Source organism: Erythrobacter sp. (genome assembly GCF_023653175.1).
Taxonomy (GTDB): Bacteria; Pseudomonadota; Alphaproteobacteria; order Sphingomonadales; family Sphingomonadaceae; genus Erythrobacter.
In genome coordinates this window covers 1-22,392 of sequence record NZ_JAMNXL010000037.1, presented here as the reverse complement: position 1 = coordinate 22,392, position 22,392 = coordinate 1, and the positions used below count along the sequence as shown (strand labels likewise).

The window sequence follows — 22,392 nt, the reverse complement described above, 5'->3', positions numbered from 1 at the left end:
TGGCGCCGGCGCTGGGCCGCTCAGCGGCAGAACTTCGCGCCCGTGCCTTCCAGATGGAAATGATCCTGGTGCGCCGCGTTGTAGGCGGGGCCGAGCACCGTCCCGAAGCGCTTGCACGCGCTCTTGTGCACCACCCGCAGGAACTCGCGCGTCGCCGCATCGCCGCCATGCCAGTCGCGCTTGAGCACGATCCGCCGCCCGTCCGCCAGCACGAAGGCCGACACGTCGATCGCCTCGGCGCGGGAATGGGCCGAACGCACCTCGGTGCCGGCGACATTGCGGCAATTGTAGGAACCCATGGTCTCGATCCGCGCCACCGGGCTGCCGAGCAGCTGGCGCGCCGCGCGATCGACCCCGAAGCGCGCCCAGTCGCCAAACGCCTTGGCGACCTGGCACTGCACCGGCCCGAGATTGGCGATGCTGAGCGGCGCGCGGTCGCCCGCCAGAGCCATCAGCTGAACCGTACCGAGCTGGTTGCACCCCGGGGCGGAATAGGTGTCGGGCACCGGATCGAACCGCGCGCCCGTAGCGCCCAGATCGGCAAGGCAGCCCGCCTCGCTGGCGCGCGGCACAAAGGAGCGCGGCGCCGAGGCGACCGTGACCGCAGGCCGCGCCGGAGCGCTTGCGGTCGTCCGCGCCGGGCCGGGCCCCGCGCCGCCCCCGGCCACGCCGGGAACGATCGAACCACAGCCCGCCAGTGCGACCATCGCGCCCGCCAGCAAGCCTGCTCTGGAAAGAAGTGCCAAGTGCCTCATCGCTAGGCACTATTGGTCAGTCGTCCTTAAGCCTAGCGCAAGAAACTCGGTTAAGAAATGTTTGCGAATTGTTTACCGGGCGCTCCTGATGGGAGCGGCATCAGGGCAGACGGTCCTCGACCTGCTCCCACAGCTCGATCTTCACCCCGTCCGGGTCTAGCAGCCAGGCGAACTTGCCATAGCCCTCGTCCGCTTGACCAACGATCTCGACTCCCTTGGCGCGCAAGGACCCGACGAAGCCGTCCAGATCATCGACCCGCAGGTTGATCATGAACGGAGCCGTGCCCGGCTTGATGTAACCATCATCGGCAAAGTGGCTGATCAGCGAATAGGGGTGGGCGCGCGGCTCCCCGGCCCAGGCGAGCTGCGGGCCGTATTCGCCGTCGAGCCCGAGCACGTCGCGATACCACGCGCGGCTCGCGGCGGGGTTCTTCACGATGTAGAACACGCCGCCGAGCCCCGTGATCCGCGCGTCCCCTGCTGCTTGTCCCGTCATGCCCTTTCCTCCCCTCCGGGCATCATGCCCGAAGGTGCGACCGGAGGAAAGGGCGCGAGACCCGCATGCAGTTGGACCGATGCTGGAGGAGACACAGGGGCCGCAAGCGAGCCTCGCACCCCCTCGTTCGCGCATGCCCCCCGCGCGGTTACACCGCCTTGGCGGGCGCGCGCGCGGTGAGGCGGCTCACCACCACAATCGCGGCGAGCGAGGCGAGGAAACCCGGTACGATTTCGTAGAGCCATTTGGAGAGCGTCAGGCCATCCTTGATAACATCCGGATCGGCGGGATTGATTCCCGCTTGGGTCGCGATCCAATTGAACATGAACGATCCGGGATAGTAAGTCGGAAGCACCCAGAGCGCGACCACCGCCGCGCCCGTCACCAGCCCGGCGACCGCGCCCGCGCCGGTCATCCGGTCCCATGTGAGCGCGAGCAGGATCAGCGGGCCGAAGGCTGCCCCGAACCCCGCCCAGGCATTGGCGACCAGACCCAGCACCTCGCTGTCCGGATCGGCCGCGATCACCAGCGCGGCGGCCGCCACCAGCGCCACGCACAGCCGCCCGATATTGACCGCCTCGGCTTCCGACGCGCTGCGGCGCAGGAACAGGCGGTAGAAATCCTCGGTGAGCGAGGAGGAGGAGACCAGCAGCTGCGAAGAAATCGTGCTCATGATCGCCGCCAGCAGCGCGGCATAGAGGAAGCCCGTCACCGCCGGGTGGAACAGGATCCCGGCCAGCAGGATGAAGATCGTCTCCGGGTCCTCCACCACCAGGGCGTGGGTGTCGGCATAGGCTCGCCCCGCCAGCCCCACCGCCACCGCGCCGACCAGCGAGATTACCATCCAGCTCATCCCGATGGCACGGGCGAGCGGGATGTTCTCGACCCGGTCGATCGCCATGAAGCGCACGATGATGTGCGGCTGGCCGAAATAGCCGAGGCCCCAAGTCACCGCGCTGATCACCCCCACCAGCGTCGCTCCGTGGGTGAGGCTGAAGTAACCCTCGGGCAGCGTAGCGGCGACGGTGCTGGCAGGGGCGGCGAACAGGATCACCAGCGGCATCACCACCAGCGCGGCCATCATGATCATGCCTTGCACGAAGTCGGTGAGGCTGACCGCGAGGAAGCCGCCGATCATGGTGTAGACCAGCACGATCCCGGCGGTGATGAGGATGCCGAGCAAGTAGTCGCTCATCCCTGAGGCCGGCAGCGCGCCTGCAAAGGCTGTCTCGAACAGCTTGCCCCCGCCGACCATGCCGGAGGCGGTGTAGACGGTGAAGAAGCCGACGATGATCACGGCCGATGTGACGCGTAGCAGCGTGCCGCTTTCGGGAAAGCGGTTGGCGAGGAATTGCGGAATGGTCAGCGCATCGCCCAGCCGCTCGGTCTGTTCGCGCAGGCGAGGGGCAACGATGATCCAGTTGAGGCCTGCGCCGATGGTGAGCCCGATCGCGATCCACGCCTCGACCAGCCCGGAGGCAAACAGCGCCCCCGGCAGCCCCAGCAAGAGCCACCCCGACATGTCGGACGCCCCCGCACTGAGCGCCGTAACCGCCGGGCCGAGATTGCGCCCGGCCAGCAGATAGCCGGCGGAGTCAGCCCGCGTCTTGGCCCAGGCATAGCCCCCGATGCCGATCATCAGCACGAAATAGGCGGCGAGGGCAGCGAGGGTGTAGGTGTTCATGGGGGGAGGCGTAACGGGTGAGGGCGGGGATGGGAAGCGGGAGGCGGGTTATTCTACCCGGTGGAGGGTATCCTCCTAACATGTACAACCACACCGTTTCAGCGCCGCAAGAAAAACCTCGCTGTCTCGAATCTTGGCGAAGTCGCTATCAGCGCACAAGTGATCGCAGCCCGGCCAGCTAACACCTGCATTATAGGCCTCGACTAGCAAGCGAACAGCTTCGTCTGCATCGCCAGATATTGCGTTCAAACAAGCCAAGTTGTAGAGACCCGATCCGGGTTTTAGGTGATCAGTAAGCGCGATTTTTTGACGCGCTTCAGCTAAAAGCGCGTCAACCTCCTCACCCTGCTTTGTCGTGGCCTGATCTATGATAGCACTTGACCAATTCTTCAGAGCAGTATGATCGTCGGGCTTGATGGTGACTGCAGCAGTGTATTTCTCACTTGCTGCCGCAAAGAGCGCATCGGCTTCCTCACCCCGTTTGGTTTTGGCCTGATCTGAGAGCGCATTCCCCCAAATTAGTGAGGGTTTCATACTTGTCGCGCTTGATGGCGAGGGCTGCTGCGTATTTTTCGCCCGCTGCATTGAAGAGCGCATCGGCCTCGTCAGCCTGTTTGATCTTGGCTTGTGTTGAGAGCGCAACGCCCCAATTGTTCAACGCCTCGTGCATGTCGGGCTTGATGGCGAGGGCTGCTGCGTACTTTTCGCCTGCTGCAGCAAAGAGCGCATCGGCCTCTTCGCCTTGTTTGGTCTCGGCTTGTCCTGAGAGCGCAACTCCCCAACCGTGTAGTGCGTCGTGCATGTCGGGCTTGATGGCGAGGGCTGCTGCGTATTTTTCGCCTGCTGCAGCAAAGAGTGCATCGGCCTCGTCGCCCTGCTTAGTCTCGGCTTGATCCGCGAGCGCAATGCCCCAATTGGTGAGTGCCTCGTATATGCCGGGCTTGATCGCGAGCGCGGCTGCATACTTAGCGCCTGCCGCGGTAAAGAGCGTATCGGCCTCGTCGCCCTGCTTTGTATTTGCTTGATCCGAAAGCGAATTACCTTCGACTATCTCTGCCCAAGCGAAAAGATCCTTTGCCTGATCAGAGATGCTTGCGTCTTGTGCGCGGTAGAGTGCCGAAATCTCAGCATAGTTGCCAGCCGCCATCAATGCAGTGAGTTGATCGACTAACCGGTCTTTATCACTCTTGGCATTGTTGGCCTTCTCGAGTTGCTGTTTGGCGCTTTCGAGTAGGTCGGGACCGCCAAGCTCACCAAGGTCAGAATAAGGACGCAGACCTGACAGGATTTCTGTCATGTGTTCAAACAGATTTGCGAGAAAGGCGGGCGGGTCCAAGTCTAGTGCGTTGGCTAGCTCGGTGAAAAAGACATCCGAAGGCTTGTTTCTGACAAGGTAGCAATTTTCGAGAGCCAGCAGCTTCCGGCATACGCTAGGGGCCGGGTCCTTGTCGTCGCGGCAAACCCAGAACAGGCCGTGATTGAAAGGGGCGAGATCCGCAATTCGATCAATCAGCGGATCGTTCTCCCCGCTGTAGCCCGCTATGATCACCGGCTTGCCCTTCATGACCGCATCAAGGACCGGTTTTATCCTGTCTGCTTGTGCGTTAAGCTTTTCATCGGTGTTCAGTAGCACAAAGCCGGTATGCTGGCCGTGCAGGTGAAAAATGGCGCTTCCTTTGACGTAGGACCGGTCGAAACTGATCCGGCTGTTCTGCTCGTCACGTAGTCCCGCAAGGTCATAGATGGCGGGGAACCGGTGGAAGATTGCGCAGGCGCGCGACGCCAGCGGATCGAAATTGGTGGTTAGGATCGCGCTGATTTTTTGCGATTTTTCGAGCCGCGCGATACCGATGTGGGCCCAGTTGATCTTGGCTTGATCTATATCCTCACGGATCAGTTCAACCTGCTTGGCTGGCGGAAGCGCGGCCATGCACTGGGCATAGCCGGGCTCTTTACCATCGCCACTCTCTCGGCACGCCTTGTCGTAGAGGTTTTCAAACCGTTCCTTGATCTTTTTGACGAAGTCCGAAGAGAGGCCGATGCCTGCACTGTAGGACACGCCCGCCCCGATCAGCAGGCAAGCTTGCTCCCGCTCTGGCCCGCAATCACGTAAGATGTCGGCAATTTCGCCGACGGTTATTTCTTGCAGCTTCACTGTGCGCCCCCAATACTGCCGTCAATGTAGACAGCGCGAACAGGAGGCCCAAGTCAATGGCTTTGGGACTGCCGCCCCTCAATCCTCCTTCTTGCGCCGCGCCTTCTTGCGTTCGTGCGGGCACAGGATTGCCTTCCTCAGGCGGATCGACTGCGGGGTCACTTCGACCATTTCGTCGTCGTCGATATAGGCGATTGCCTGCTCGAGGCTCATGCGGCGCGGCGGGGTGAGGCGGATTGCGTCGTCCTTGCCGCTCGAGCGCACGTTGCTCAATTGCTTGGCGCGCAGCGGGTTGACTTCGAGATCGTCGGGCTTGGCGTTCTCGCCGATGATCATGCCCTCATAGACCTTCATCTGCGGGCTGATGAACAGCGTGCCGCGCTCTTCGAGCATGTTGAGCGCATAGGCGACTGCATCGCCATCCGAGTTCGAGATCAGCACGCCGTTGATGCGGCCTTCGATCGGGCCCTTGTAGGGGCCGTACTTCTCGAAAAGGCGGTTCATGATCCCGGTGCCGCGCGTGTCGGAGAGGAACTCGCCGTGATAGCCGATCAGGCCGCGCGAGGGGGCCGAGAAGGTGATGCGGGTCTTGCCGAGGCCCGAGGGGCGCATTTCGGAAAGGTCGGCCTTGCGGCGCTGCATCTTCTCGACGACCGTGCCCGAGTGCTCGTCATCGACGTCGATCACGACTGTCTCGTAAGGCTCCATGCGCTTGCCGTCTTCCTGACGGAACAGCACGCGCGGGCGGCTGATGCCGAGTTCGAAGCCTTCGCGGCGCATCGTCTCGATCAGCACGCCGAGCTGCAATTCGCCGCGGCCGGCGACTTCGTAGGCGTCCTTGTCCTCGGATTCCGTGACGCGGATCGCGACATTGGTTTCGGCTTCGCGCAGCAGGCGGTCGCGGATGATGCGGCTGGTGACCTTGCTGCCCTCGCGCCCGGCGAGCGGGCTGTCGTTGACCGAGAAGCGCATCGCCAGCGTCGGCGGGTCGATCGGCTGGGCGGCGATGGGTTCGGACACCGTGGGATCGCAGATGGTGTTGGCGACGGTGGCCTTTTCCAGACCGGCGAGCGCGATGATGTCGCCCGCGCGCGCGACTTCGACCGGCACGCGCTCGAGCCCGTCGAAGCTCATCAGTTTGGTCGCGCGGCCGGTTTCGATCACCTTGCCGTCCATGTCGATGGCATGGATCTGATCATTGACGCGGATCGTGCCCGATTGGACGCGGCCGGTGATAACGCGGCCCATGAAGTTGTCGCGATCGAGCAGGGTGGCAAGGAAGCTGAACTTGGCATCGGGGTCGAGGCCCGGGGCCGGGACATGCTCGATGATCTTCTCGAACAAGGGGGCGAGGCTGCCTTCGCGGCGGTCCTGATCTTCGCTGGCATAGCCATCGCGGCCCGAGGCGTAGAGCACCGGGAACTCGAGCTGGTCGTCGGCGGCGTCCAAGCTGACGAACAGATCGAACACCTCGTCGAGCACTTCCTGCGGGCGGCCGTCCGGGCGGTCGATCTTGTTGACGACGACGATCGGGCGCAGGCCCAGCGCGAGCGCCTTGCCGGTCACGAACTTGGTCTGCGGCATCGCGCCTTCGGCGCTGTCGACCAGCAGGATCACGCCATCGACCATCGATAGGATGCGCTCCACCTCGGCGCCGAAGTCGGCGTGGCCCGGGGTGTCGACGATGTTGATGCGCGTCGTTTCGCCATCGGCCCCGTGCCATTCGACACTGGTGCACTTGGCGAGAATGGTGATCCCGCGTTCCTTTTCAAGATCGCCCGAATCCATCGCGCGTTCCTCGACGCGCTGGTTTTCACGGAAGGTGCCCGATTGGCGGAAGAGCTGGTCGACAAGCGTGGTCTTGCCATGGTCGACGTGAGCGATGATCGCAATGTTGCGAAGAGCTGAAGACATCAGAAACTCGGCTGTGAGAGGGAGCGCGATTGTGCGGCGCAATAATCGCCGCCCCGTTAGCCGACGTGGCCGCAATCGGCAAGGGCGCAAGCGCACGCCGGTCTTGGCGGGTTTTTACTATGCCGGATCAGGAATTTGCGATGGCGTTCACGGCGGCGCGGCAGTGTGGACAGGGGAAGTGCACGCCGGAACGTCCGTGCCCGGGGGATCGCAGATGGTCAATCAGACAGACACAGCGACAGCAGGCGCGCCGCAGTCCGAGCCGCCCGCGGCTGGGACGCCGCCTGCTTCCGGCGCTCCGGCGGCGCCGCCTCAGCACGAGGCTCCGCCTGCCAATCCGGTGCTCAAGAGCCTGATGGGCAGCGTCTCCTTCGCCGTGCTGGTGCTGGCCGTGCTGTTGCTCACCACGCCGTTCGTGATGGCGGCTATGCAATCCTTCGGGCCGCCGCTGGCGAACACGCTCCTCGCCGATCCTGACGCGATGCCCGAATATCAGCTCTACTGGCCGTGGAGCCTGTTCGTCTGGCTGGTTGCGAGCGGGGGCATCCTTGCCAAGGTCATCGCCGCGCTGGCCGCGATTCTCACCGTCGGGATCGGGGTGATCGCTGAGACAATGCGGAGCCGCTGGCTGGCGCTGAGCATCATCTGCCTGTGCCTTGCGGGCATGCTGCTTTCGGTGCTGCTGATGTGGCAGCTGTGGGGCGAGGCGGGTTGCCGATCTGCGTGCCCTGCGCCCTGCGCCCTGACGCCCAGCTAAGGCTGGCAGTCGCCGGGCCCAAGTGGTTCGGTGTCAAGCCCGTCGCGGCCGCGGCCGTGGTGCGTCAGGATGCCACCATCGCTGCGAGCGATCTGATGCGCGAAGCCGAGTTCGCCGCGGCAGAAAAGGACGTTTCGGCGCAGGCAACCGGTAACGACATCGCCAACGAGGTTGCCAAGGATCCTGCGGAACTCCTTGCCGATCCCGGCCTCACCGAGGCGGTCGACCCAGCCGTGACGATTGAGCGCGCCGGCGATCCGCTGCGTGACGCGGTGACCTTGCCAGGCCCCGATCGCACCCTCGATGTGGACGCGATGCCGGGCGCAACAAGCGTCAAGGACACGGCGACAGGCGCTGGCGGGCCGGTTTAGGCGATCTGGGGCAAAAAAATCCTCACTCCCGCCATGCCGCGCGGGCGGGCTTTGCCAGGCCGCTTGCCGCTACGTCAGGCGAGAAAAACCGGTTGCCTCCGGGTCTTCGGCACTGTGACTCTTGCGCAACATTCACGTGACTTGCCCGCGGAATCCGGCGCGGCGGCGCTTGTGGCAAACGCGGTGCTGGCTTATCACGACTGCCACACGACCACGGGAGAGAGCGCACTGGGACGGTGCGTGCCCGAAAAAGGGCGCCGGGGTCGCGGGATTTTTTGGAGAGGAGCTTCCATGCGTTCGACCTTCACCGGCGCTGCCGGCGCATATCGATTCACCCTGCTCGCAGGCGCTGCCTGCCTTGCCATGCCCGGCGCGGCGCTGGCCCAGGACGCCGCCGAACCGACGGTCGATGATCCGGAAAGCAGCAACGTCATCATCGTCACCGCGTCGAAGCGCGAGCAGACCCTGCAGGAAACCCCGATCTCGGTGTCGGTGACCAGCGGCGAGACGCTCGAGCAGGCGCAAATCCGCGACGTGCTCGACCTCCAGACCGTCACCCCCTCGCTTCGCGTCAGTCAGCTGCAGAGCGCCTCGGCGACCACCTTCATCATCCGCGGCTTCGGCAATGGTGACAATAATTTCGGGATCGAGCCTTCGGTCGGCGTGTTCATCGACGGCGTGTTCCGCTCGCGCTCGGCAGCCGCCCTGTCCGACCTCAACATGGTGAGCCGCATCGAAGTGCTGAACGGGCCGCAATCGACCCTGTTCGGCAAGAACGCCTCCGCGGGCGTGATCTCGGTCGTCACCAAGGAGCCGCAATACGAATTCGGCGGTCAGGCCGAAGTAAGCTACGGCAATTACAACGCGCTCGTCGTCCGCGGTGAAGTGACCGGGCCAATCACCGAGAACATCGCGTTCTCGCTGGACGGCAGCTACAACCGTCGTGATGGCTATGCCCGCATCACCAACCTCAACACCGACGTGTCTGACCGCAACCGCTGGTCGGCGCGCGGCCAGCTGCTGATCGAGCCGACCCCCGACTTCAAGGTCCGCATCATCGGCGACTACGCCAAGATCGACGAGACCTGCTGCCTCGTCTCGACCCTCGTCGCCGGCCCGACCGCGCCCGCGATCTTTGCGGTGGGCGGCGCGCTCGACACCAACTTCTTCAGCTACAACACCTTCCTCAGCCAGAAGCCGCTCAACACCGTCGACAACTACGGCGGCTCGATCCAGGCCGACTGGAGCACCGGTGCGCTGACTTTCACCTCGATCACCGCCTATCGTGAGCTGAAGAACTTCCTCGATCAGGACGTCGACTTCACCAGCGCCGACGTGGTGACCGAGACCCGCGATCAGGAAGTGACCACCTTCACGCAGGAATTCCGCGTTACCTCGGACTTCGATGGCCCGATCAACTTCCTGCTCGGCGGCTTCTACTTCGACGAATCCATCACGCAGGACAGCCGCCTCACCACCGGCCCCGACGCGCGCACCTTCTTTGCGCTGCTGACCGGCAACCCGGCGACGTTCAACGGCGTGGAAGCCGGTCTCGGCCTGCCGCAGGGCTCGATCTTCAGCGCCGGTCCGCTGACGGCCGAGCAATATGCGATGGACAACACCGCCTGGTCGGTGTTCGGCACCGTGGATTTCGAGCCGGTTGACGGCCTCGTCTTCACCGGCGGCTTCAACTACACCGATGACAAGAAGGACTTCTCGCTGGCCGGTCAGGCGTTCGACGAGCTGTCGAACATCAACCTCGTCGATGCCTTCATCACCGGTGCGACCGTCGCCAACCCGATGCTGCCCGACGTGTTCACCCGCGCGCAGTTCCAGGCTCTGCCGGGCGCGGTCCAGCAGCAGTTGCTCGCCGCGGCGACCAACCCTGCGACCAACGCGCTGCTCGGCCTCACGCCGTTCCAGTTCCAGCCGCCGTTCCTGAGCATTCCGAACGCGGTCGAACCGGGCCAGACCCGCGACGATAAGTTCACCTACCTGCTGCGTGCCGCCTACGAGGTCTCGCCCGAGATCAACATCTATGCGAGCTATGCGACGGGCTTCAAGGCGAGCTCGATCAACCTGTCGCGTGACAGCCGTCCGGCCTTTGGCGACTACATCCCGGGCCCGGGCCGCTCGAGCTTTGCCGCCCCGGCCTCGCCGATCACCAATGCCGGGCTCGGCGTCGCCAACCTTGGCACCGGTTCGCGCTTTGCCGGCCCGGAAAATGCCGAGGTCTATGAAGTCGGCTTCAAGGGTCAGTGGGACGGCTTCGGCTTCAACCTCGCGGTGTTCGACCAGACCATCAAGGGCTTCCAGAGCTTCCTGTTCACCGGCACCGGTTTCCAGCTGAACAACGCCGGTCAGCAGTCGGTGCGCGGCTTCGAACTCGACACCACGATCCGTCCGAGCGACAGCTTGGTGTTCACCTTCGCGGCGACTCACCTCGATCCGACCTTCGACAGCTTCACCGAAAGCCCGGTGGGCGATCTGACCGGCGCGCGTCCGGGCGGCATCCCCGCATGGAGCCTCGCGACCTCGGCGACCCACACGCTCGAGATCGGCGACAACAAGCTGATCAGCCGCGTCGATTACAGCCACGAAAGCAACGTGCAGATCAACAACGGCCTGCCGACTTTCAACACCGCGCTCGGCAACACTCGGATCTTCCAGCGCGAGGTCAACCTGGTCAACGCCTCGATGATCTTCCAGCTTTCGAACGGCCTGGAAGTCGGCGCCTGGGCGCGCAACCTGCTCGACGACCAGTACATCATCACGGTGTTCGACGGCGTCGCGCAGTCGGGCACGGTCTCGGGCTACCCGAGCCAGCCGCGCACCTATGGCGGCCTCGTGCGCTTCAAGTTCTAAGTCGCCTCAAGCAAGGCAACAGGCAAGGGGCCTCGCACTGCGGTGCGGGGCCCCTTTGCTTTGTTTCAGCAGCGCCTTGCGGGGGCTTGCGCGGGCCCGCGCGGCGAGGGATGAGCTACGCATGTTCGCCAGCCTGATCCAGCCGATCCGCCGCACCTTCGACTTTCGCGGCCGGGCGCGGCGCACCGAGTACTGGGCCTTCATCCTGTGGCAGCTCGGTTTTCTTGCGGGCGGCCTCAACCTGGTGTCGCTGCTTCCCGAAAGCCAGCTGCGCGAGAACCTCGTTCTGGCCGTTTTCGGCCTCTACCTGCTCGCCTTCGGCCTGCCGACTCTCGCGCTGCAGATGCGCAGGGTTCACGATCACGGCGCCAGCGGCGGGATGCTGATGGTGATATTCATCCCCTATCTCGGGGTGGGCTGGTTCTTTTGGCTGATGATGGCCGCCGGCACCCTGGGGCCCAATCGCTATGGTGAAGACCCGCGCGCGGTTGGGGTCGATGCGGCACTGTTCGATTAGCCGCGTCGGCCGGCACGGCCTTTTTCCGTTTGCATCAGGCTATTGTCCCATGCATCCTGCCGCTTGCGGCACCGGACGTTCGGGGGGATGACCGCAAGGGGACTTTCATGATCGATATCGGACGCGTGTTTGCGACCAGCTGGACGATGCTGCGCCAGCGCTTCTGGCTGCTGCTCGGCATGTTCGCGGTGTTCTTCGCGATCCAGATGGTGGGCTCGATGGTGCTCGGGATCGTCCTGGCGATCATGGGCGCGGCGGGCGCGGTGGGCATCGGCGCAGGGTTCGACGATCCGGCTTCGCTCACGGGGATGAGTATTGTCTTCATCCTCTTCATGGTGCTGTTCTACGGTGCCTATCTGGTGTTGATGCTGGCCCAGCAGGCGGCGATGGTGACGATCGCCTCACCGCTCGAGGAGGCCTCCTTCGGCACGGCGATGGTGCGCGGGTTCAAGAGCGTGGTGCCGTTCTTCATCATCTCGCTGATCCTCGGGGTTGGCTATGTCGCGCTTGCGGCGGTGGTTTTCGCGGTGGCGGGCGTGGCGGGCCTGGGCGGCGGCACGGCCGGGGGCATCGTCGGCGGCCTCCTGCTTTTGCTGTTCATGCCGGTGATGGTCTATCTCGGCTGCCGCTTTGCGGTGCTGGTGCCGGTGGTGGCGGTCGACCAGGTGTTCAATCCGCTGGCCGCGATCCGGCGCAGCTGGGCGGTGACCGAGGGCCGGGTGCTCGGCATCTTCGTTGCGAACCTCGCGCTCGGCGTGCTGGCCGTGGTTGCCTTCGGCGTGCCCTTCGGGCTGATCTTCGGCACCGCTGTCAGCGGCGACCCCGGCTCCGGAGCGCCGCTGCTGCTGTTGCTGCTGCCCCTCGTGTTCCTGCCGATTTTCGTCGTCTTCGTGATGTTCGTCACGTCCTATATGGCGACGCTGCACAGCGAGGTGACCGGCGGAGGGTCGGAGCGGCTGGAAGAGGTCTTCGCCTAGAGTTCCCTCAGCGCCCTCGCCGGTTTCGCTGCCAGCAGCGGCAGCGAACCGGCGAGCGCGAAGCCGAGCACCAGCGCGGTGCCGAGGCCGAGCACGCCGAGCACCTCGCCCCAATCGGGCAGCCAGTCGAATTCGAACAGCTGCGTGATCACCACCCAGGCCAGTCCCCCGCCAAGCCCCAAGGCGACGAGCGCCAGCAAGCCAGCGAGCAGGCCATATTCGGCGAGCTGCAACAGCAATATCTGCCGCCTGCTCGCCCCCAGCACGCGCAGCATCACCGTGTCATAGGTGCGCGCTGCCCGCGCCGCCGCAATGGCGCCCATCAGCACCGCCAGCCCCGCCAGCACCGTCACTGCGGCGGCGGCGAGTGTCGCTAGGCTCACCTGTTCGAGCAGCTTGCGCGCCTCGACCAGAATCCCGCCAACCTCGATCACCGAGGCAGAGGGCATCTCCTTCACCAGCCCGCGCAGCAGGCGCCCGCGCGCGGCGGGATCGGCGCCATCGGGTAAGTCGATTGTCGCCGAAAGGTTGTGCGGCGCGTCGCTGATCGCATTGCGGCTGAACACCAGCGCGAAGTTGAAGCCCATGCTCTCCCAGTCGATCTCGCGCAGATTGGCGATGCGCGCGGTGCGCTCGACGCCGAGGATGCCGATGGTGAGGTAGTCGCCGACCTTGAGGCCCAGCGCGCGAGCGAGATCGGCATCGACCGAGACAAGCGGCTCGCCCTTGTGGAACGGGCTCCACCATTGCCCCGCGACGACGCGGTTGCCCTGGGGGATGGTGTCGGCATAGGTCAGCCCGCGCTCGCCGCGCAGGGCCCAGGCGCCATCGGGGATTTCCTTCAGGTCGGCGACGCGGGTGAGATTGTCCTTGGGGCCATAAGCGAGGACTGCGCCGCGCAAGGTTGGGACCGTGCGGATGCCCGCCTTGGGAAACTCGCTCTGGATCAGCGTGAAGAAGCGCGGCTCTTTCGCCACCGGCACGTCGAGCACGAAATAGTCGGGCGCCTCCATCGGCACGCGGCGGGCGATGTTGCCGTCAATCGCGCTCTGCACTGCGGCGAGCAGCACGAAGGCGGCAAGGCCGAAGCCCAGTGCGGTGACCAGCGCTCCCGTAGGCGCGCCGGGGCGGTGGATGTTGGCAATTGCGCTCCTGAGCAGCGGATTGCGCGGCCTTGGCAGGCGGCGGGCGAGGCTCTGGATGCCCCAGCCGATGCCTGCCAACAGCGCCAGCGCCGCGCCTGCACCGAGCAGGAACCCGCCCGACAGCATCGGCTGCGCGGTGGTCAGCAGCGCGAGCGCGCAGACCCCCGCAATGCCGATCCCGGTGGCGAGCAACGCACGCCGGTCGCGCGCCAGCGGCACAATGCCCGAGCGCATCAGCGCCATCGCCGGATAGGTCCGCGCGCGCAGCAGCGGCGCAGCGGCGAAGGCGAAGGCCACCAGCAGGCCGTAACTCGCCGCCAGCACCAGCGCCGGCGGCGAGATGATGAAGCCGCTCTCGACCGGCAGCAGGCCCTGTAAGGCGCTTGCAAGCAGCGGGGTGACGAGCACGCCCGCAGCCAGCCCCGCAAGGCTTCCCGCGAGCGCAGCGACGCCGATCTGCATCGCATAGATGCGCACGATGTCTCCCGACGTCGCGCCCAGCACCTTCAAGGTCGCGATGCTCGCGCGGCGCTGATCGAGATAGGAGGACACGCCGCCCGCAATCCCGATCCCGGCGATCACCAGCGCGGCGAGGCCCACCAGCGTCAGGAAGTCGCTCATCTGCCGCACGAAGCGGTCCGCGCCCGGCGAGGCGCGGTCGCGGGTGCGGATGTCGAAGCCGGCGGTGGGGAACTGCTTGGTGAGTGTCTCCTCCACCGCGTCCGGATCACGCGCGGGGTTTGCAAAGGCGATGCGGTGCTTGCTCTGGTAGAGCGCGCCCGGCGCAATCAGCCCTGCCTCGGCGGGAACGCCCCCGGCGACGATGATCGTGGGGCCGAGCTGGAAGCCCTCCGACAAGCGGTCGGGCTCGTCCTCGATGACGCCGGCCGCGCGCAGGGTGACGGTGCCGACCTTGAAGCTTTCGCCGACCTTGATCCCGAGCCGCTCCAAGGCGGTCGCCGCGACCCACGCGTCCTTGCCGGTGGGCGCGCCAACGCTGCGGCCATCGGCAAGCACCAGCTTGCCGAACATCGGCCACTTGGCGTCGACCGCCTTCAGTTCGATCGGCGCGGCTGCTTCCGGCGTGCTGGCCATCGCCTGCATCCGGTAGCCGCTGGAGATGGTGCCATAGGCGGCTAGCGCCTTCGCTTCATCGGGCCTGAGATCGCGCTGCCACACCTCGACCTCGAGATCGCCGCCGAGCAGTTCCTGCCCGCTGGATGCCAGCTCGTTCTCGATCGCCGCGGTCAGCGTGCCGATCGCGGCGAGCGCGGCGGTGCCGAGGAAGATGCACACCAGCAGCAGCCTTAGCCCCCGGAAGCGCGCGTTGAGGTCGCGCCGGGCGATGCGCCATGCGGTGCCGAGAGGAAGGCTCATGCGGCAGCGGTGTCCGAGACGATCACGCCGTCCGCCATCGTCAGCACCCGCTCGCAGCGTGCCGCCAAGGCGGCGTCGTGGGTGATGATCAGCAGCGTCGCCCCGGTCTCGGCGCGGCGGGCGAGGAGCAGCTTGATGATCTCCTCTCCGGTGGCAGCATCGAGGTTGCCGGTCGGCTCGTCGGCGAAGATCAGTCCGGGGCGCGGGGCAGTGGCGCGGGCGATGGCGACGCGCTGCTGCTCGCCGCCCGAAAGCTGGGTGGGGTAGTGCCCGGTGCGGTGCGCAAGGCCGACCGCCTCCAGCTCGGCGAGCGCGCGGGGGCTCGCATCGGCCATGCCGGCGAGCTCCATCGGGGTCGCGACATTCTCGGCCGCGGTCATGGTGGGCAGCAGGTGGAAGGCCTGCAGCACGATCCCGATCCGGCCCCGCCGCGCCGCCGCCAGCCCGTCTTCATCGAGCGCCGTGAAATCCGCGCCCGCGACCATAAGGCTCCCCCCGCTCGCCCGTTCGAGCCCGGAGAGCACCGCCATCAGCGAGCTCTTGCCCGACCCCGAAGGGCCAAGCAGGGCGACGACCTGGCCTTGCGGCACATCGAGATCGATCCCGCGCAGGATCGTCACCGGCGAAGCGCCCGAACCGAGGGTCAGAGTGAGGTTGCGGGCGCTGATTGCGAGAGAGGGACTTGTCACTAGGTTCCGATGGCATAGGTGGGGGAAGGCAACAAGCTACAGGTATGGAAGGCTCGCGGATGCACAAGCGCTCTTGGTCGATTATTGCGGTGGCGGCCGCCGCATCGCTGGCGCTCACGGCGTGCAGCGATGCTGCCGACGAAGCCGCGACCGCGCCCGAGATGGCCGAGGATGGCGAACCCGCGCTCCCGGCAATTCCGGTGATGGGTCCGGAGCGCAAGGTGATCGCTTTCGGCGACAGTCTGTTTGCAGGCTACGGCCTCGACCCGCGCGATTCCTACCCCGAGAAGCTGGAGAATGCGCTCCGCGCCAAGGGGATCAACGCCGACGTGATCAATGCCGGCGTCTCGGGCGATACCACCGCGGCGGGGCTTCAGCGGCTGGAATTCACGCTCGCCTCGCAGGAGACGCCGCCGGCACTGTTCATCCTCGAGCTGGGCGGCAATGACCTGCTGCGCGGGCTCAAGCCCGATGAGACCAAGGCGAACCTCGGCAAGATGCTCGCGATCCTCAAGAAGGAGCAGGTGCCGGTGCTGCTGATGGGGATGCGCTCACCCCCCAATCTCGGCCCGGAATACCAGGCCGAGTTCGATGCAATCTATGCCGATCTCGCCAAGGAATGCGGCGCGACGCTGATCCCCTTCTGGCTCGAGGCGATCTATCGCGACCCCTCGTTGTTCCAGTCGGACAGGATCCACCCGACCGCCGATGGCATCGAGAAGCTGGTGGCCGCGACGCTGGACGAGGTCGAGGGGGCGCTGCCGAAGGCGCCCGCCGCGACGCCTGCGCCCTAAAGCCTCTCGACGCCCCCGTCCGACACCCGCCACACCGCCGCCTCGCCGCGCAGGGCCTCGAAGGGGGCAAGCTCGGTGCCGGTCATCCAGACCTGCGCCTTGCCCTCCCGCAGGCGCCGGAACAGCTCGGCGCGGCGCACGGGATCGAGGTGCGCGGCGACCTCGTCGAGCAGCAGCACGCTAGGGCGCCCGGCGGCGGCCAGGATGCCGTGGGCGAGCGTGATCGCGATCAGCATCGCCTTCTGCTCGCCGGTCGAGCAAGCGGCGGCGGGCTGTCCGGTGGACGCCATGCGCACCTCTAGCTCGTCACGCTGCGGGCCGGTGAGGGCGCGACTGGCGGCGCGGTCACGCGGCCGGCCGCGGGCAAGCTCGGCGCGCAAGGCGATCTCGTCCGCGGGGCCACCGGGCAGATAGGCGAGGGCGGGCCGCGCGAAGGGTTCGGGCGGGAGGGCTGAGAGTTCGTCAGCGAGGCGCGCGACCAACTCGGCGCGGGCGCGGGCGACCGCCGCGCCGTGATCGGCCGCCTGAGCTTCGACTGCATCCAGCCAGCGGCCATCGCCGCCGGTCTCGAGCAGCTTGCCGCGTTCGCGCAAGGACGCTTCCAGAGCGTTCACCCGCCGCGCGTGATCGGGGGCAAGGGCGAGCGCCATGCGGTCCATGAACCGCCGCCGCGCGCCGGCGCTGTCGGTGAACAGCCCGTCCATCGCCGGGGTGAGCCATGACAGGGCGAGCCACTCGGCAAGGCTTGCAGCCGTCGCAGGCGCGCCGTTGACCCGCACCAGCCGCCGCCCGGGCGCGCCGTCCTCGGTATAGGTGCCGAGCCGCGCCGAGACCGTGCCCGCCTCGGTCAGGCTCGCGCCGATGGCGAAGGGGAGGGGCGGGGCGCCGGGGCTCGTGCGCCGCGCGAGATCGCCGAGGTTGGCGCGGCGCAAGCCTCGCCCCGGGCCGAGCAGCGAGAGCGCTTCCAGCAGGTTGGTCTTGCCTGCCCCGTTCTCGCCCACCAGCAGGTTGAAATGCGCCGTCTCGGCGAGCGTGGTCGCCGGGTGGTTGCGGAAGTTTTCGAGGCTGATGCGGCTGAGGCCCATGGCGGGGGCGGGGGTAGCGGGAGGGGGGCGATTTGGCCAGTGCGACGCCTCGGAAATCGCCGATCCCAACCCTTGGTGAATTTTCCCAAGCTTTCGTTTTGCTTAACGATGCGTTTGCATGGTGAAAGGCAGGAAACGGCGCAATTCCGCCATTCTTCGAGTTTGGCACGGCCCGTGCAAAGTATCCGGCATCCCCGGGATGGTCCCGGACAACGCCACAAAGACCCACAGGAGACCTCACATGTTCACCACCGAAACCAGCAACCGCCTCTTCGCCGCCACCTTCTCGGTCGTGCTCTCGGCAGCCTTCTTCGCCTACGCGATCATCCCCGCCAGCCCGACCCTGATCGCCTGATCGCCCCCACCACCCTCTCTGACCAAAGGACCAAGACCCATGTTCGGCAATGACAACACCGCCCGCTTTGCTTCGGCCGCTTTCGCTGTCATCCTGACGGTTGCCAGCTTCGCCTATGCGATCGTCCCCGCCACGCCCGGCCTGATGGCCTGACCGACCAACGCTTTCACAGGAGTTCGACCACAATGAATGACCTCAGGAATTCGGGCGGCACCCCGCCGAGCCGCAGCTTCCGCCTCGACAAGAGCAATGCCAAACTCGCCGGCGTCTGCGCGGGGATCGGCAACTATTTCAACATCGACCCGCTGCTGGTCCGCATCGGCTTCGTGATCGCCTTGCTGCTGGGCTTCGGCGCCCCGGTGCTGATCTACCTCGCGATCGCGCTGATCGCCGACTGAGTGCAGCGACGAAAAGCGGTTCCCGGTTTTCGGGCCGCTGCACCTGATTGGAACAACCGGGAGGGGCCGCAAGGCCCCTCTCTTTTTACATCGCCGAGATACCGCCATCCAGCTTCAGCTCGGCGCCGGTCATGAAGCGGCTCTCGTCGCTCGCGAGGTAAAGCACCGCGTTGGCGATGTCGTTGGGTTCGCCGACGAACTTCAGCGGGATCTGCCGCGCCAGCTTCTCCAGAAGCACCGCCTTGTCGAGCGCATGCGCCTTCGCCGTGCCATCCAGAATGGGCGTGTCGACGAAGGTCGGGTGGACCGAGTTGCAGCGGATCTGCATGCCCTTCTTGGCGCAGTGGAGCGCGATCGACTTCGACAGCATCCACACCGCCGCCTTCGAGGCATTATAGGCCGGCATGGTGTCGCTCGCGATCAGCCCCGCGATGCTCGAGATGTTGATGATCGAGCCCGGCGCGTGCTCGCGCATCAGCGGCAGGGCCTTCTGGCAGCCGTGAAAGATCGAGTTGACGTTGATGTCGAAGCAGCGCTGCCAGTCGCCGAAATCGCAGGCCTCGATATTGCCAGGCACGCCGATGCCGGCATTGTTGACCAGCACGTTCAATCCGCCGAGCTTCTCGCGCGCGGCATCGACCGCGGCTTCCCACTGCTCGGGCTTGGTCACGTCATGGGCGATGCCGTAAGCCGTGCCTTCGCCCATCTCGGCATTGATGATCGCGGCGGTCTCCTCGGCGCCTGCGCCGTTGATGTCGGTCGCCAGCACCCGCGCGCCTTCCTGCGCCAACCGGATGCAATGCGCGCGGCCCAACCCTTGCGCGCCGCCCGTCACCAGGGCCATCTTGCCCGCTACACGTCCTGCCATATGTTCAGTCCTCTCCCAGATATCCCGGCGTCAAAAGCATCGCGATCCGCACGTCGACCGCGTGCCCGGCGCGCCGCCACTCGGCCACAAAGCGCGAAAGATCGCGCAAGGCAACCCGGTGGACGGTGATGTTCTCGTCCGGCAACCCGCCGCCTTCGCCAACGCGTTCGAGCGCGGTCGCCTTCAGCAGCGTGAAGCATTCCGAGACCATGCCGGGGGACGAGTAGAATTCTCCCAGCACCTCGAGCTTACCCGCGCGGTAGCCGGTTTCCTCCTCCAGCTCGCGCGCGGCGGCCGCGGTCGCTTCCTCGCCCTCGGCTCCGGCATCATCGCCCACGAGGCCTGCCGGGATCTCGAGACTGAAGCGCGACAGCGGCACGCGGTACTGGCTGACGAGGATCACGTGGCGCGTGCCGTCCGGGTCATCGTCGAGCGCGATGATCGCTGCGGCCTTGATGCCCCGCGCGCGCCCGACATATTCCCAGCGCCCCCGCGTTTTGGCGGTGATGAACTGGCCTTCCCACTGCACCACTTCGGGCAGATCGGCGTCGCGGTCTTTGATCACGGGAGAGGCTCCATCGGGTGAGGGCAGTTGCGCGCCCTTCCACAGGCTCAACTCCGTGAGGTCAAGCGCTAAACCTCAATCAGCCGGTCGGGCAGCTCGTTCGCATCGTCCTCTCCGCGCGGGAAATGCTCGGCGAGGATGAAGCCGACGTCGCGGATGCCGACCGCCAGCCCCTCGGCAACGCGGCCCCGGCGGATTTCGCTGAGCATGTCGCCCATCGCTTCGCCCCACACCTCGGCGGGGACCTTGGCGGCGATGCTTTCATCGGCGACGATCTCGGCGCGGCGTTCGCGCATCGAGAGGTAGATGAGCACGCCGGTGTGCCCGGTGGTGCGGCGTTCCGCGCCGACCTTGAACTGGCGCACGGCCTGCGCGCGGACCCGCGCCGATTTGACCGGGCCGGGGACGAGCAGCCACTTCAGCGGCTGCCACTGCTGCACCAGCCACACGCCCAAGAACTTCACGAGGCCCAAGGCGATCACCATGCTGGCGACCTGGCCGGTGGTCCATTCGTGGCCCCAGCCGGCGAACCACGCATCCCACCGGTCGAGGAAAGGCTCGGGGAAGGCGGCGAAGACGCTCATCGCGGTGAATGCAGCGCCCGCTGCCCACAGCAGCGCGACATCGGTGTAGCCGTCCGAGGCCTCGGCGAGAACGGTGACGATCTCGCCCGAGGTCGCGCTTTCCGCCTCGGTCACCGCTGCGCTGACGAGCGCGCGCCCGGCATCATCCATCATCGCCATGACTCACCACCCTCCCGAAGCGCCGCCGCCGCCCGACGAGCCGCCGCCGAAGCCGCCGAACCCGCCGCCACCGCCGCCGCCGAAGCCACCGCCGCCGCCACCGCGGCCGCCGCTATTGATGATCCCGCGCGCGATCGCGCTGCCGACTTCCCACAGGATCACGTCGCGCGCCGTATCGCCAAGGTCGCGGCTGCCCCACGGCCCGTCGCCCTTGGAGCGATATTTGCGCCGCCGCCCACTGGCCGCGAGGATCGGGAGAAGGAAGAAAAAGAACATGAAGGCGAGCCAGATCAGCACGCCGACCGGAAAGCCCCCGTCGCTGCGGCTCTTCTGCGCTGCGGCGGCCTGGGCGGCTTCCTCGATCGCGATCGCATCCTCGGGCGCCTTGGCGAGGTGGGCGAGGATCGCGGCGACCCCGTCGGTGACGCCCGCGTCGAAATTGCCTTCCTTGAAGCGCGGCGCGATCACGTCGTTGATCACGCGCCCCGCCATGATCCCGCCGAACCAGCCGTGGAGGCCATAGCCGACCTCGATCCGCATCTTGCGCTCGGTCGGCGCGATCAGCAGCAGCAGGCCGGTATCGCGCTTCTCCCCGCCGATCCCCCACTTGTCGGTGAACAGCGTGGTCGCATAGGTCTCGATGCTGGCGCCGCCGAGGCTCGGCACGGTGGCGACGATGATCGCGCGGCCGGTCTGGGCGTTATAGGCGCGCAGCTCCGTATCGAGCTTCGCCTCGGTCGCGGGCGAGAGGATGTTCGCCCCGTCATAGACCGGGCCATCGGGACGCGGAGGGTAGTCTTGCGCCTGGGCTGCCGCTGCCGCGAGCCAGAGCAGGCCCGCCAGCAGCAGCAGCGCCCGGCGCAGCGGGGCGAGGAGGGCGTTCACCTCAGTTCGCGGCCGCCGGGGTGGCGCTGCCGGTGATCGCGCTCATGTCGACCTTGGGGTTGGCCTTGGCCGCCTCGTCCGCCTCGAAATACTGGAGCGCTTCGGCGCCGTGAATCACGTTCGCTCCGATGCTCGAGGGGAAGGTGCGGATCTCGGTGTTGTAGTCACGCGCGAGGTCGTTGTAGCGCACCCGCTCGGTGTTGATCTGGTTGTTGGCCTCGTCGATCGCGACCATCAGATCGCCGAAGCGCGGCTGGCTGGCGAGCTGGGGGTAGTTCTCGACCACGGTGCGCAGCTGGCCAAGCGCCTGCGTCAGCTGGTTCTGCGCATCGTTGAACTTCTTGAACTCCTCGGGGTTCGAGAGGTCATCGGTGGTGATGTTGATCGATGTCGCCCGCGCGCGCGCGTCGATCACGCCCTGGAGGATGTCCTTTTCGGAAATCGCGGCGGCCTGCACCACGGCGACGAGGTTGGGGATCTTGTCCGAACGGTTCTGCAGCGCGCTCTCGACATTGCCCCACTGCGCCTTGGCGGCTTCCTGCTTGGTGGGGACCGAGTTGATCCCGCAGGCTGCAAGGCTGAGCGCGGCGACGGCGGCAAGCGCGCCGCGCAGCATGGTGGTGAATTTCATCGCGAAGGTCCCTCCTGAAGGTGCGGGGTCTGGCCCTGCCAAAGCTCCTGTATTGTGCATATAGCACACCTCAAGGCCGGTTCAAGCGGTGGACGGCGGGGCGGGCGCGGCTTGGCAGGGCACTGGCCGGGTGCCAGAACATGGTGAACGGGACAGGACAAAGGGGACACCATGCTGTCGGAATTCAAGACCTTCATCGCGCGCGGCAATGTGCTCGACCTTGCGGTCGGGGTGATCATCGGCGCCGCATTCGGCACCATCGTCAAGTCGCTGACCGATGATCTGATCATGCCGGTGATCGCCTTGTTGACCGGCGGAGGGGTCGATTTTTCGAGCAAGTATATCGTCCTGTCGGGCGAGGCCCCG

The 22,392-nt window shown here is 66.1% G+C and carries 23 protein-coding genes; 9 read left to right on the top strand and 14 right to left on the bottom strand.

Annotated features, from left to right (window positions below; translation table 11 throughout):
- Nucleotides 1-20: 20 nt before the first annotated feature.
- The 6 genes from NBV68_RS06475 to typA form a co-directional block, all read right to left on the bottom strand.
- Nucleotides 21-746 carry an extensin family protein gene (locus NBV68_RS06475; RefSeq protein ID WP_296308184.1) on the bottom strand — a complete coding sequence of 242 codons (726 nt, stop codon included), beginning with the start codon at nt 744-746 and terminating at the stop codon, nt 21-23.
- A 109-nt stretch (nt 747-855) separates the two neighbouring features.
- Nucleotides 856-1,251 carry a VOC family protein gene (locus NBV68_RS06470; RefSeq protein WP_296308183.1) on the bottom strand — a complete coding sequence of 132 codons (396 nt, stop codon included), beginning with the start codon at nt 1,249-1,251 and terminating at the stop codon, nt 856-858.
- A 148-nt stretch (nt 1,252-1,399) separates the two neighbouring features.
- Nucleotides 1,400-2,935, bottom strand: coding sequence for a sodium/proline symporter PutP (gene putP / locus NBV68_RS06465; RefSeq protein ID WP_296308182.1), 1,536 nt, complete (start codon nt 2,933-2,935; stop codon nt 1,400-1,402).
- Nucleotides 2,936-3,010: 75 nt separating this feature from the next.
- The gene (locus NBV68_RS06460; RefSeq protein WP_296308180.1) at nt 3,011-3,469 is read right to left on the bottom strand and encodes a hypothetical protein; all 459 of its coding nucleotides are present in this window, start codon (nt 3,467-3,469) and stop codon (nt 3,011-3,013) included.
- The gene (locus tag NBV68_RS06455; RefSeq protein ID WP_296308178.1) at nt 3,408-5,090 is read right to left on the bottom strand and encodes an SIR2 family protein; all 1,683 of its coding nucleotides are present in this window, start codon (nt 5,088-5,090) and stop codon (nt 3,408-3,410) included. Before NBV68_RS06455 ends, NBV68_RS06460 begins: the two co-directional genes overlap by 62 nt.
- 78 nt (nt 5,091-5,168) lie before the next feature.
- Nucleotides 5,169-7,004 (bottom strand): translational GTPase TypA, encoded by a 1,836-nt coding sequence (gene typA / locus NBV68_RS06450; RefSeq protein ID WP_296308177.1) that lies wholly within the window; start codon nt 7,002-7,004, stop codon nt 5,169-5,171.
- A gap of 214 nt (nt 7,005-7,218) precedes the next feature.
- On the opposite strand from typA, the gene NBV68_RS06445 reads away from it, so the two are divergent.
- From NBV68_RS06445 to NBV68_RS06425, 5 genes are all read left to right on the top strand, one after another.
- On the top strand, nt 7,219-7,761 hold the full coding sequence (locus NBV68_RS06445) for a hypothetical protein (RefSeq protein WP_296308175.1): 543 nt from the start codon (nt 7,219-7,221) through the stop codon (nt 7,759-7,761).
- The gene (locus NBV68_RS06440) at nt 7,728-8,132 is read left to right on the top strand and encodes a hypothetical protein (RefSeq protein ID WP_296308173.1); all 405 of its coding nucleotides are present in this window, start codon (nt 7,728-7,730) and stop codon (nt 8,130-8,132) included. The genes NBV68_RS06445 and NBV68_RS06440 overlap by 34 nt, the downstream gene beginning before the upstream one ends.
- 291 nt (nt 8,133-8,423) lie before the next feature.
- On the top strand, nt 8,424-10,997 hold the full coding sequence (locus NBV68_RS06435; protein ID WP_296308171.1) for a TonB-dependent receptor: 2,574 nt from the start codon (nt 8,424-8,426) through the stop codon (nt 10,995-10,997).
- Between the two features lie 121 nt (nt 10,998-11,118).
- On the top strand, nt 11,119-11,514 hold the full coding sequence (locus NBV68_RS06430; protein WP_296308169.1) for a DUF805 domain-containing protein: 396 nt from the start codon (nt 11,119-11,121) through the stop codon (nt 11,512-11,514).
- Between the two features lie 107 nt (nt 11,515-11,621).
- Nucleotides 11,622-12,491 (top strand): hypothetical protein, encoded by an 870-nt coding sequence (locus NBV68_RS06425; protein WP_296308168.1) that lies wholly within the window; start codon nt 11,622-11,624, stop codon nt 12,489-12,491.
- On the opposite strand, the gene NBV68_RS06420 is transcribed toward NBV68_RS06425, so the two are convergent.
- Both NBV68_RS06420 and NBV68_RS06415 read right to left on the bottom strand, forming a co-directional pair.
- Nucleotides 12,488-15,013, bottom strand: a complete 2,526-nt coding sequence (locus NBV68_RS06420) for an FtsX-like permease family protein (RefSeq protein ID WP_296308166.1) — start codon at nt 15,011-15,013, stop codon at nt 12,488-12,490. The genes NBV68_RS06425 and NBV68_RS06420 overlap by 4 nt on opposite strands.
- Nucleotides 15,010-15,702 (bottom strand): ATP-binding cassette domain-containing protein, encoded by a 693-nt coding sequence (locus tag NBV68_RS06415; RefSeq protein WP_296308165.1) that lies wholly within the window; start codon nt 15,700-15,702, stop codon nt 15,010-15,012. The genes NBV68_RS06420 and NBV68_RS06415 overlap by 4 nt, the downstream gene beginning before the upstream one ends.
- 59 nt (nt 15,703-15,761) lie before the next feature.
- On the opposite strand from NBV68_RS06415, the gene NBV68_RS06410 reads away from it, so the two are divergent.
- Nucleotides 15,762-16,496 (top strand): arylesterase, encoded by a 735-nt coding sequence (locus NBV68_RS06410; protein ID WP_296308162.1) that lies wholly within the window; start codon nt 15,762-15,764, stop codon nt 16,494-16,496.
- On the opposite strand, the gene recF is transcribed toward NBV68_RS06410, so the two are convergent.
- Entirely contained in the window at nt 16,493-17,581 is a 1,089-nt protein-coding gene (gene recF, locus NBV68_RS06405) for a DNA replication/repair protein RecF (RefSeq protein WP_296308160.1), read from the bottom strand. The genes NBV68_RS06410 and recF overlap by 4 nt on opposite strands.
- Before the next feature lie 241 nt (nt 17,582-17,822).
- Between recF and NBV68_RS06400 the strand changes: the two genes are divergently transcribed.
- Nucleotides 17,823-17,936 (top strand): enoyl-CoA hydratase, encoded by a 114-nt coding sequence (locus tag NBV68_RS06400; RefSeq protein WP_296308159.1) that lies wholly within the window; start codon nt 17,823-17,825, stop codon nt 17,934-17,936.
- A gap of 185 nt (nt 17,937-18,121) precedes the next feature.
- Entirely contained in the window at nt 18,122-18,334 is a 213-nt protein-coding gene (locus NBV68_RS06395; RefSeq protein WP_296308158.1) for a PspC domain-containing protein, read from the top strand.
- A gap of 85 nt (nt 18,335-18,419) precedes the next feature.
- Here NBV68_RS06395 and NBV68_RS06390 read toward each other — a convergent pair whose 3' ends face one another.
- From NBV68_RS06390 to NBV68_RS06370, 5 genes are all read right to left on the bottom strand, one after another.
- Nucleotides 18,420-19,202, bottom strand: coding sequence for an SDR family oxidoreductase (locus tag NBV68_RS06390; protein WP_296308157.1), 783 nt, complete (start codon nt 19,200-19,202; stop codon nt 18,420-18,422).
- 4 nt (nt 19,203-19,206) lie between these two features.
- Complete coding sequence (locus NBV68_RS06385) at nt 19,207-19,764, bottom strand: NUDIX hydrolase (RefSeq protein ID WP_296308185.1); 558 nt, start codon at nt 19,762-19,764, stop codon at nt 19,207-19,209.
- A 71-nt stretch (nt 19,765-19,835) separates the two neighbouring features.
- Entirely contained in the window at nt 19,836-20,510 is a 675-nt protein-coding gene (locus tag NBV68_RS06380) for a hypothetical protein (RefSeq protein WP_296308156.1), read from the bottom strand.
- 3 nt (nt 20,511-20,513) lie between these two features.
- Nucleotides 20,514-21,395: a TPM domain-containing protein gene (locus NBV68_RS06375; protein WP_296308154.1), complete on the bottom strand. Its 882-nt coding sequence runs from the start codon at nt 21,393-21,395 to the stop codon at nt 20,514-20,516.
- Nucleotide 21,396: 1 nt separating this feature from the next.
- A complete protein-coding gene (locus NBV68_RS06370; RefSeq protein WP_296308152.1) occupies nt 21,397-22,026 on the bottom strand; it encodes a LemA family protein in 630 nt (209 codons plus the stop codon).
- A gap of 171 nt (nt 22,027-22,197) precedes the next feature.
- On the opposite strand from NBV68_RS06370, the gene NBV68_RS06365 reads away from it, so the two are divergent.
- Nucleotides 22,198-22,392: MscL family protein (locus tag NBV68_RS06365; protein WP_296308150.1), on the top strand; the 195-nt coding region annotated here is incomplete at its 3' end.